8 protein-coding genes, 1 pseudogene and 1 other annotated feature are annotated in these 7,106 nt (G+C 59.4%); of the genes and pseudogenes, 1 reads left to right on the top strand and 8 read right to left on the bottom strand.

The features are described from left to right. Positions 1-17 precede the first annotated feature (17 nt). The 7 genes and pseudogenes from ASF61_RS11125 to ASF61_RS11100 all read right to left on the bottom strand — a co-directional run bounded on the left by ASF61_RS11125 (position 18) and on the right by ASF61_RS11100 (position 5,312). Positions 18-1,264 (bottom strand): IS3 family transposase gene (locus tag ASF61_RS11125; protein ID WP_156369533.1). Its coding sequence is split into 2 segments (ribosomal slippage): positions 18-976 and positions 976-1,264, totalling 1,248 coding nucleotides; the frame shifts between segments, so codons are not numbered across the junction. After that, positions 870-986, bottom strand: a sequence feature (AL1L pseudoknot). (Overlaps the previous gene by 117 nt.) Positions 1,265-1,397: 133 nt before the next feature. Further along, positions 1,398-1,832, bottom strand: coding sequence for a hypothetical protein (locus tag ASF61_RS11115; protein ID WP_056155319.1), 435 nt, complete (start codon positions 1,830-1,832; stop codon positions 1,398-1,400). Positions 1,833-2,355: 523 nt separating this feature from the next. After that, positions 2,356-2,778: a hypothetical protein gene (locus ASF61_RS23275; RefSeq protein ID WP_156369532.1), complete on the bottom strand. Its 423-nt coding sequence runs from the start codon at positions 2,776-2,778 to the stop codon at positions 2,356-2,358. A gap of 135 nt (positions 2,779-2,913) precedes the next feature. Beyond that, positions 2,914-4,011, bottom strand: coding sequence for a type VI immunity family protein (locus ASF61_RS11110; protein WP_200919837.1), 1,098 nt, complete (start codon positions 4,009-4,011; stop codon positions 2,914-2,916). 12 nt (positions 4,012-4,023) lie between these two features. Further along, positions 4,024-4,359, bottom strand: a complete 336-nt coding sequence (locus tag ASF61_RS23750; RefSeq protein WP_373994540.1) for a VRR-NUC domain-containing protein — start codon at positions 4,357-4,359, stop codon at positions 4,024-4,026. Positions 4,360-4,407: 48 nt separating this feature from the next. Continuing rightward, positions 4,408-4,752: a hypothetical protein gene (locus ASF61_RS23745; protein WP_200919835.1), complete on the bottom strand. Its 345-nt coding sequence runs from the start codon at positions 4,750-4,752 to the stop codon at positions 4,408-4,410. Next, positions 4,749-5,312, bottom strand: a pseudogene (locus ASF61_RS11100) (PAAR domain-containing protein). The gene ASF61_RS23745 and the pseudogene ASF61_RS11100 overlap by 4 nt, the downstream one beginning before the upstream one ends. A gap of 92 nt (positions 5,313-5,404) precedes the next feature. Between ASF61_RS11100 and ASF61_RS23270 the strand changes: the two are divergent. After that, positions 5,405-5,596 (top strand): hypothetical protein, encoded by a 192-nt coding sequence (locus tag ASF61_RS23270; protein ID WP_156369531.1) that lies wholly within the window; start codon positions 5,405-5,407, stop codon positions 5,594-5,596. Between the two features lie 10 nt (positions 5,597-5,606). Here the strand turns inward: ASF61_RS23270 and ASF61_RS11095 are convergent, their stop codons facing one another. Then, a complete protein-coding gene (locus ASF61_RS11095; RefSeq protein WP_082491452.1) occupies positions 5,607-6,929 on the bottom strand; it encodes a site-specific integrase in 1,323 nt (440 codons plus the stop codon). Positions 6,930-7,106 lie beyond the last annotated feature (177 nt).

Below are 7,106 nucleotides of genomic sequence, written 5' to 3'. Positions count from 1 at the left end.
TGAATCGCCCCGGAAATTTAGGAGGCCGTTTGGTGTGAGTCAGGTGACATAGCCTGCTCGGAAAGTTGTTGATAGTAGTTTGCCTCAGCTTCGGCCGGCGGTATATAGCCAAGCGATTCGAGTAGGCGATGATGATTGAACCAGGTCACCCATTCGAGCGTCGCCAATTCGACGGCCTCGCGCGTCTTCCAGGGAGCGCGGCGATGTATCAGCTCAGCCTTGTACAGGCCGTTGATGGTCTCGGCCAGCGCATTGTCATAGCTGTCGCCCTTACTACCCACAGAGGGCTCAACGCCGGCTTCAGCAAGACGCTCGCTGTAGCGGATGGAAACATATTGCGAGCCCCTGTCGCTATGGTGAATTAAGGCGCCGTCGCGTTCAGGCTGACGGGCGTATAGCGCCTGCTCCAAGGCATCCAAGACGAAGTCGGTGCGCATCGAACTGCTGACGCGCCAACCTACAATGCGTCGGGCAAACACATCAATCACAAACGCCACATAGACAAAGCCTTGCCAGGTCGAGACGTAGGTGAAGTCGGACACCCAGAGTTGATTGGGTCGCTGTGCCTTGAACTGGCGATGGACCCRGTCCAACGGGCACGGTGTGGCCGCATTGGCAACTGTGGTCTTCACGACCTTGCCCCGCATCACGCCACGTAAGCCGGCACGGCGCATCAAGCGTTCGACGGTGCAGCGTGCAACCTCGATGCCCTCGCGCCGAAGCTGGCGCCAGACCTTCTCTGCACCATAGACCTGCATATTGGCTTGCCAGACGCGTTCAATTTGCGGGGCCAGCACCTCATCGCTCTTTGCGCGAGCACAGCGCAGAGCCGGATTGCGCCGCTGCGCGGCGTAACGCCAGTAGCCGGACGGGGCGATCTGCAAGACTTTGCAAATCGACTCGACCCCATACGCTTGGCGGTGCTGGTCGATGAACGTTCTCACGACTTGAAGCGACGGTCGAGCTCCGCCTGGGCGAAAAACGCGCTCGCCAGACGCAGGATTTCATTCGCCTTGCGCAACTCTTTATTCTCGCGTTCCAGCGCCTTGAGGCGCTCGCTTTCGGCCGTTGTGGTGCCCTCACGCTGTCCTGTGTCACGCTCACGCTGGCGCACCCAACGACGCAAAGTTTCGGCGGTACAGCCTATCTTGGCTGCGATGGAAGTGATGGCTGCCCATTGCGACTCGTRCTCGCTGCCGGCCTCTTGGACCATGCGCACGGCGCGCTCCATCACTTCGGGGGAATATCGGACTGATTTTTTCATGGTGGCTCCATTTTCTCAAATGTTGGAGCCTCCTTCAAACCCGGGGTGATTCACGGCGCGCTCCATCACTTCGGGGGAATATCGGACTGATTTTTTCATGGTGGCTCCATTTTCTCAAATGTTGGAGCCTCCTTCAAACCCGGGGTGATTCAATCCGGCATGGTTCCGGGTCGTCCAGTGGAGACGCTTGGGATCGAGTCGCGCGGAGCCTGGCGATGCCGCCAAGGGTTGGATCGTGAGCATCGACGTTGGTGCGCACACCGAGCTGAGCGGCGGCGTTGTAGGCGTTGAAGGCGCTAAGCGCGCTGGCGGGGCGGATGAGCGGGGAAATGAAGGACACGGCGGGGTTGATGTCGGTGTCGAGGAAATCGCGCACGAGCCGGCACACGCCCTCTTCGCCGATGCCTTGCCTTGCGCGCTCCCTCCCGGCCGCGTGATGGCGCGCGTAGGGCAAATGCCCGTTGATGGCGTGCGCGACCGACGATGCAAAGCGGCGCTGAGGCGTCCAGCCCGATTTGGCTTCCAGCGCATGCGCCACGGCGTGATACGCGAGCGGTTCTTTCTTCATCTCTTGTTAAACTTTCTGCCCTGCGGGCTTGACTGCTTCGCCTTTTTTGTGAAATCGCGATGCTACGGCGCCTGTTTTTTATATGGAGCAAATGGCGCCGCCGCCCCGATTGGAGCACACGGAGCAAGGCGACGTCTTGAATTCCCGCGACAAGACTGAAAAAAATGAATTGGGCTGGCCGGCTCAGGCGCAGTCTCGATTGACGCAGCTCAAAAGTTTGGCGGCGGCGCGGCGCGGGGTCGGCGCGGTGGCGCAAACACGGCGACGGCGCGTGAGCATTGGGCCTCGCGCTCCAAGGCAACAACCGCCAGCGCGCCTTTAAACAGAAGCCGCGCCGCCCATGTTTAAGACGAGGGAGGGCCCGGCGCATGCGATTGGCTCCCATTGGAAAAAAAGCTCTTGCTTCATGCGTCCGGCGCGCCGACCTGTGGATGCTCGGTTTAATCGCGCTGCCATCCTGCCTCACCGACCACCTGGAACGCGTCGGCAATTTTTTGACGGGGGACGCAAATCGGCGCAGGAGTCACTTGGCCGTATGGCAGCGCCGACTCGTCGATGGAACGAAATTTGTCGCGCTCATCGACGCGATATCCAGCCCGGATTGCAGCGACTGGAGCGGCATCTCATTTGCGCAGATCCGCAAAGCCGGCGCCAACTGCCTGGCGTCGGGCAGCATGTCGGTCAAGGCGCGCTTGCTCAACGTCAGCCCTGAAAAAAACAGCGCGCGCGGCTGCAGCGGTTCTCCTCCCCTGCGACTGGAACCTTTCAGATCAATGCCGCGTTCTGGGGCGACGTTTTCGTCGGGCCCGCAAGCACCAACGCGCGCGCCGGTGGCGCCGAGGTGTTCACCGGCGCAGTTAATGGCTTCGACCTGGCCAGCGAGGTGTCGCCGGCGCCGGAAACCGACGAGCTGGCGCTCTTTCCTGTCGGGCTGGCGTCCGCGCATGCCGAGACCCGTCGAAAGGGAAAAAAAGTGGCGTGAGACAGCGCCGCGCGGCTCGCCTATTCGTGCGGATTTTTTGTCGTTAAGCCAAGTTTGCGTTCGGCTTCTTCATTCATCAATTGACGTTGAGCGAGCCAATCAAAGCCTGTCGGGCAACGTCGAATCCGGAGTCAACTTCGGCTCGTTCAACAATTTTGTCTTGTAGCGCATCAACTCTTCTTCAGGCGCGTCGAAGCGGTGGAGCCATTCCATCGCGGGCAGGCCGGTGAGCCGAGGTTCCCCGTCCTTTGAACCGTAGTGCAAGGAGATTTCCCCCGACAGACGAACATCTTTCAGCGCCATCGCAGGCAACACATAGATCGCTGGTTTGGAATCGAGTTCAACCGGCGCGATTTCCGGCTTGGGGCCGGCTTGGATCACGATGCCGTTGCCGTAATCATATTGTGCAAACCACGAAGCGGGCAGCTCCGAACGCAGCGCGAAAAGCCCGCCCAACTTCTCCACCATGGAATGGTTGATCGCCGTCAGCCAACCTACGGTGACGAGATGATGCTCAACGTCCCGGCCCGGCAGGCCTCCAATGATATGCCCCGGTCCGGCATCAAGCCCGGCCATTTTTGAAACCATGAAAGCCTCGGTCGGCTCGTTGGGCTCTCCCCGCACCGCCGAAAGGTTCAACGCGAATCCGCCGTGCCCATGTTTAACGTTGAGAAGCTTGCAAAAATCGACGAAAAGTTTTTGGAACAATGCGGGGTTGGCCTCGACCACCTCCTGGGGCAAGGAAAATATCAACGAATCGGGCCCTCGCCCAGGCAGGCGCGCCTCCCAGGCCGGACGGCCGAAGGTGCTGAACAGCCATGGACTGGCGTCATGCGGCTTTTCTCCCCCAGTGTAGGTGAATCCAAAATTATGGTCCTCGTCCATCTTCTTGACCATCGCGCGAAGCTCGGGGGCTTTGGCGTAGGCGTATTTGTCCGGGCCCGATGGAGGCTCGTCGCGCCAGAGCCACTTCAAATGATCGTCCGCCACCGCACGGTAGGCGTCGAAACACTCGCACAACGCCTCGCGCGCCTCGGCCGTGTGCGACCCTTTGAAATACAACGTGGCCCTTACGGCAATGGTGGCTCCGACGTAGTCTTCGGGGCCGTATTTCATCAACATCGCCCCCGGCATTTCAAGCTGGCCGTGGGTCTTTGCCCACTCCGCCATAAATTTTTCCATCTCTGGTTTTGCCATGGTGTAGCTCTCTTAAAAAACAGGGACAAGGCCCGGAATGGGTTTGAGCGGCGGGCGCGGCATTCTGCCTCGGGACAGAATATACGCGACCCAGGCGGCCACCGCCGCCGCCGCTCCGAGCTCTTCAATGGGAATGTTCGGGTCCTTTGGCTTTTCGCTTTGGCAGTCGCAGTCGGTCGGTTCCAACGTCGCGAGCTTCTTGTCGTCGCCGGCAATCAGCACGTAAGCGTCCCTTTGCCGGGTGGTCAGCGTATCTGGTGGGAACTTCATCTCCACAATTTGCTTGATGTTGTCTTGCGTCGGGGCTTTCGACGCGTCTTTCACCACGACGACGTCAGGACGGCGAATGAGGCCAACGCCCGCTTTGTAGGTTGATGAATGCTCCGGTTTGGAACCTCAATATTTTTTGATCCAGCCCGGCAGATAATCGTGCGCCTTCGTGTCCACGCCACTGTCCGTTATGGGGGCTGGTGGAGTCTGGGTCATGTCGTAGTTAAGCTCTTGCTTGTAACGGGATCGGTGATCAAGCGCCTTGTCCAGTCCTTTGAGGTGCGCGCTGACGCAACCTTGTTTGAGTTGCTTGCCGTCCTTGCCAAGGTTGGGCTGCTTGTCGCACTTGCACATCGCCGAGCACAAAACTTTTTTGTCCTCCGGATCAATTTTCACCCCATGGATACGGACGAGCGTGGTCATGCCCTCGCGCGACATGCCGCCAGTCGCCAACGGTGGAAGATCGCTCATGCCTTCTCCTTCACCAGATCGAACGCCAGCGCTTCGGCGGCATCACGTTCAACCCATTGGGTGTAACCATCGGCGTCTGTCGCCCCCGTCAAGTATTGGCCATCGGTCGAACGCACGCGCACAGCCTCGCCCGATATCGGCGCGCCGTCATCGGCGCTCACCAACTGGAATCGCCCCTGGAAGCGCTCAGCCTCCTCCCCGAGGCTCCGCTCCTCATACGCCGCCGCCATGCCGGCTCCAATGGCGCCAAAGCCCGCCGCCGCCCCGCTGGACGCCGCGCCAGGAGCGGCGCCCGACGACGGCTCGGTCAAGGTTTGAATTTGGCTCGCGATCAGCATGGCGCCGCACGCGGTCTTGCAGCCATGGTAGGCCACCGGCGCGCCGTCGATGATGTTCGACTGGTCCCCCTGCGATATGGGGAACACCCCTTTTCACTTCGGGCACGCCACCATGTCCCCCACCCGGGCAATGGGCTTTCCGTCACAATCCGAGAAGGGGGAGCCGGCCAGCACCGTGCCCCCATGGCTGGTCTTGTCGCCTTGAACAATGAAGGGCTCCATAAATCTTCCATTTTTATTAACATTGCAATGGTGAGCTCGCTTTTGCGAGCTGTCAATATGCATCTTTGTTTCTCAGACTGGACCGAAAGCAAATGAATTCGGGTTTCTTCTTTTTGATCCTTCATCCAGGAGGCGGCGGGCCTGTTTTAAAAACGGGCGCCGACAAAAATCTGATAGAGCAGGATATTCGTTCCAACCCCGACAAATTCAAAAGCCGCCGATTCTCGACGGAGGATCGGCGGCTTTTCAACCGGGCGGCAATCAGCGGAGCAGTAGCCCCCTAGTTCAGTCCTGCTACTCCTTGGAAGCCTTGTCGGGAATCATGTTCGCGTATCGCGCCGTCGTCTGCCCGTCCTTGTGGTGCACTGTCCAACGCAGCTCCTGCTCGGTGGCGATCGCTCCGGCCTCCACCATGTCGTTTTGCCGAATCCTGTCGATCGTCCGCCGCTCCAAATTCGCCACGCTACGAGCTCCCACCATGTCGGCGATCGCCACCGGCGAGGCCGTGATGTTTTTAAGCACGCGGGAGATGAAGGACCGACGGGTGTCGTGCATGTGGATGTCCGACAGCCCCGCCCGCTCCAGCACTCGGCGGAAGTTGGTCTTGAAGCCCTCGATCTTGTAATGGAACACACGCTCGTCGACGCGTTGAATGGCCTTGAACGCTTCTTTGGCTTCGGGCAGGAGGATGACCAACCTGTCCTCGGACGCCTTGGTTTGATCCGCATCCATGTGGATGACGCCACGGTCCAAATCGATCTGCGCCCATTGCAGCCCCAACAATTCGGCTCGCCGCATGCCCGTGGAAATGGCCAGCGCAAAGATCAGCGTCATCTCGGGGTTGCGGCACCTGCGCAACTCCGTCAACAACGCCGCCTCCTCTTCCTCCGTGATCACCCTGCGGCGGCGATGCTCTCCACCTTTGAGCCGCGTCTTGTCGGCAAGCAGGAATGGATTGTGGCCGTTGAGGCGCTTCCATGCCTTGTTGTCCGTGTAGCGCAATTTGTTGACCACCGACTGCAACGCGTAGATCTCGCGCTTGACGGTGCTTCGCGCCTTCCCGTCCTTCAGCCTGGTGTTGATGTATTCCGTCGTTTCCTGCTCGGTCAGGTCGTCAATGTAGAAGTCGCCGATGGCCTTCTCGTCGTAGCCTTTGGCGTGTTGGCGCAATGAAGCAAGTGGTCCGGAGGGGACCGCGAAGCCGGGTTTGATGTATGGGATGCGAATGGTCTTGCAGTGTTCCAGCCGCGCTCTTGCCGCCTTGGCCGTTTGGCGCTCCTTGTCGATCGCGCTTTCAAGCTTGGGCGACACATAGGCCCGCATGTATCCATCGATGGCGTCGGAGAGCTTGGCGCGCCCCTCTTGAATGAATTCGATCGCGAGACGCTCGACCTCGTCGACGAGCATGCTCGCTCGGTCGCGGCCCTGCGCGATCAAAAGCCGGCCTTGCGGGGTTTTGCTGTCTTCAAGGAACATCTTCGCGCGCTCGACATCTGCGAACGAACGGTCGACAACGAAGTCTCCACGCTCAATTCGGACGCGATAACGGATGGAACGGGATTTGTCGGCGTTTTTCCAGTCGATGACTCGAATGCCGCGAGGAATGGAGGAGGCCATGGGGTCCTTTGGTGTTGGTGGAATCGTTTGTCGAATTCCCCTATTTTTTCACCAAAAGCCCGATGAACCGTTGCTTTGAATCACTGGCGGCGAACACCAAGCCTTTGATTCTAAACATAATTCTTGGTGGGAAGTGCAAGTTTCGAACTTGCGACCCCTGCAGTGTGAATGCCATTG

The sequence above is a fragment of the Duganella sp. Leaf126 genome, from assembly GCF_001423125.1.
In the GTDB taxonomy this organism is placed as follows: Bacteria; Pseudomonadota; Gammaproteobacteria; order Burkholderiales; family Burkholderiaceae_D; genus Rugamonas.
Note: the sequence above shows the minus strand (reverse complement) of the source record. Positions and strands in the feature narration are given on the sequence as shown.